Origin of the sequence: Solibaculum intestinale (genome assembly GCF_040096205.1) — a bacterium.
GTDB classification, from domain to species: domain Bacteria; phylum Bacillota; class Clostridia; order Oscillospirales; family Acutalibacteraceae; genus Solibaculum_A; species Solibaculum_A intestinale.
In genome coordinates this window covers 1-2,705 of record NZ_JBBMFD010000052.1, presented here as the reverse complement: position 1 = coordinate 2,705, position 2,705 = coordinate 1, and the positions used below count along the sequence as shown (strand labels likewise).

At 57.6% G+C, this 2,705-nt stretch carries 3 protein-coding genes and 1 pseudogene; all 4 read right to left on the bottom strand.

Annotation, left to right across the window (positions count from 1 at the left end; translation table 11 throughout):
- Positions 1–833 (bottom strand): phage minor capsid protein (locus WMO26_RS13405; protein ID WP_349221138.1); only part of this gene is annotated, 833 nt, incomplete at its 3' end.
- Positions 833–2,266 carry a phage portal protein gene (locus tag WMO26_RS13400; protein ID WP_349221137.1) on the bottom strand — a complete coding sequence of 478 codons (1,434 nt, stop codon included), beginning with the start codon at positions 2,264–2,266 and terminating at the stop codon, positions 833–835. The genes WMO26_RS13405 and WMO26_RS13400, both read right to left, overlap by 1 nt.
- An 8-nt stretch (positions 2,267–2,274) precedes the next feature.
- Positions 2,275–2,454: a hypothetical protein gene (locus tag WMO26_RS13395; protein WP_349221136.1), complete on the bottom strand. Its 180-nt coding sequence runs from the start codon at positions 2,452–2,454 to the stop codon at positions 2,275–2,277.
- Positions 2,451–2,705: pseudogene (locus WMO26_RS13390) on the bottom strand (PBSX family phage terminase large subunit); the annotation flags it as partial. The gene WMO26_RS13395 and the pseudogene WMO26_RS13390, both read right to left, overlap by 4 nt.

The window sequence follows — 2,705 nt, the reverse complement described above, 5'->3', positions numbered from 1 at the left end:
GACAAGCCCTCGAAATAGGGGAAAAACGAGTGCCGGCAATTCCAACCGCAGAGGCCCGCCCCCGTCCCATAACCGGTTGATTGCTCAAAGTCTGGATATTTGCCGCGCCCGGACCGACTAAAAACTCTGCCTTGCCATACCATATGAGATGGTCGTGCTCCGGCGTGTGCGGTAGTCTCCACCAGATCACAGCCCATGTCATCCGCATAGGCAAGACCGATTTGCGCCGCTGTCTGTCCCACTCCAGTCAACACCGCGCGCCGCGCCGCCACATCCAGACGGCTTCTCGCGCCGGAGGGATAGGACACCCACGCCCCACCGCCGGCAGCGTTACGCACCGCCTGACGGATCGCGGTCACGTAGTCAAACGCGCCGCTCTCCACCTGCATTTCTGCCATGGTAACCGCTTGAATAAACGCCTGCTGCGTCTGTGATGCGGTGGTCATGGTCAGGTTTCGCAAGTGCCCGTTTGTCTTAACCAACCCCGCATTAAGGATCCGCAGGGCGGCGGGCGACATCCGTAGCGGCGGCGCAGATAACCCGGCAGCTTGATATATGGCCAGGTCGGCATCCACGGCTTTGACGCCGGCATCCTCAAACAACGCCCGAACCTGAGATTCGGAGGCGTCCGAATACTGCGCAACCATCGCGATAATGTCATCATACAGTACCCCGCTTTCCTGCATCATCAAGGCTTGCCACTGTGCGGTGCTGGTCACAGCCCCCGACTTTACTAGGCGGCGGGCAATATCCCGCGCGATCCGCTCGTCAAGCTCGGTATAAAGCTCGATTGCCGCGTTGCCGATGTCGTCAAGATATTCGGGCGTCAGCATTACGCGCCACCGCCAAACCCATAGGGGTTATTGAGGCTGGCCCCCTCCATTTCCGTCATGATCTGCTTGGCGTCGTCCTCGCTATACCCCTCAAAATCCCGGAAGTACCGCCAGGCCGGGAACTTGCCCGCCTGCACATACCCCCAAAACATCTGCTTGCGGGCAACAGGGTCGTTGATGATGCTGTCGTCCCAATCATATGCCGTCTCGTATGCGCCAGGAGGTGCTAATCCGCCGACGGTGGCCCATACGTCCATCGCATACACCAGATCATCCAAGGCAGATTGCAAGGATTTCTGGGTGTCCTTGACCGTGGCATAAGATCGTTGTTTGCTGGCCCTGATTTCCTCGGCGGTTTTATCCACGTTCTGGGGGTCGGACAGGGTGCCATAGGCCAAAGCGCATTGGTACTCGATCCGCTTGAGGATATTATTAAGGCCGTTAAAAAGCGAAGAATCCCGGATAGCCGGGGAAAAGATATCAAATTGAGGCTTATCCATGTCTATGCCGTGGACCGTGCGGTACAGCCGATCACGGCCGGCAGGCAGGCCCCATTGCTCAAACGAATCCCGCTTAAACAGCGTCTGGTCGGCGTGAACGGCCAGTTCGGAACCCTCAAACTCCCACATAATCCGTGCCCACTGCTCGTCTGCTTGACGGATCAGGTTTACCGCCCGGGAGTAGCAGGACACCCCCAGCGGCGAGCGGGAGTCCACCGCGTTGGCCAGAGGCATGCGGAAAAAGCCCATAAGCAGCCGGTCCACGTGCTGGATGGTGAGAGACGGCGACAGGCCTGCCCACTCGTCCACGTCTGTGAGAGGGATCGGCTTGCCAAGCATCACTTGATTTGTACCCGCTAAGGCGGAATTGACATAAGCCTTATGCTCGATCACGCATCCCTCGGGCTCTAGGTGGTGGTATTCCAAACGGCGGTACAGCTTGTCTTTACGGACGATTTGCTCGATAAAAACAACCCCGGACAACCGCCCGGAGCTGTCAAAAGCAGTGGGGTAAAAGCTGTCCGCCTGGGAATAGTCCACCACGATATTGCCGCCGTCGATATACGGCTTGAATATCAGCCCGCCCTTTGCGATGCCAAACTCGATGCTTTGCCGCAGACGATCCAACACCGGCTGATACTGCGCGTTGAGGTAATCCGCCCGGGGCGACCCGGTTACCTCTGACTCCATCTCGATGGTAACCAGCCGGGCCATCTCGCTTGCAATTGCCGCAGGAAGCCCCAGGCTTTCGGACGGGCGGCGCGGATCAAACAGCCACGGCGCTTCATCCCGAAACATATCGTCCCACAGATCAATGGCGTTTGCCATGTCGGTGGACACCGCCAGCTCAGCCCCAAGCGCCTCCTGGATGGTCGCCACCGGCAGAATGGTGTATTTTACTGAGTTTATCCATTTTCGCATCCGTTCGAACATGCTCCCTCCTAGCTGCCGTAATACTGGCATCGGCCTTTTCGCCAAGCCCCGCAGCCTTCCCGCAGGCATTTTGCCGGGGTATATGTAATGTTATCGACCTGGGAATCGACCACATTGCGCCCGTCGTCATCGTATTCATGCACGGCTTGCACCTCTGTTTTCTGGCTTAAAATATATGGGCAGATCATTTGACACCCCAGCTTTCCCAGCGGAATTCCCGCCGCAAAATTGTATTGCAAAAATATCTCATATCGTCGCACGCATGGTCGAACTCCTTGATCACAGCGTCGCCGCTGGCTTTGTCGTCCCAGGAATACGCCTGCATCTCGCCGATAAGTGCCTGACAGCGGTCGCCGATCAACACGCGCCCCGCCCTAAGCAGGGACGCGGTAACGCGAATGCCGTCCAGCACGTCATTTTTTGCCTTGTATACCACAAA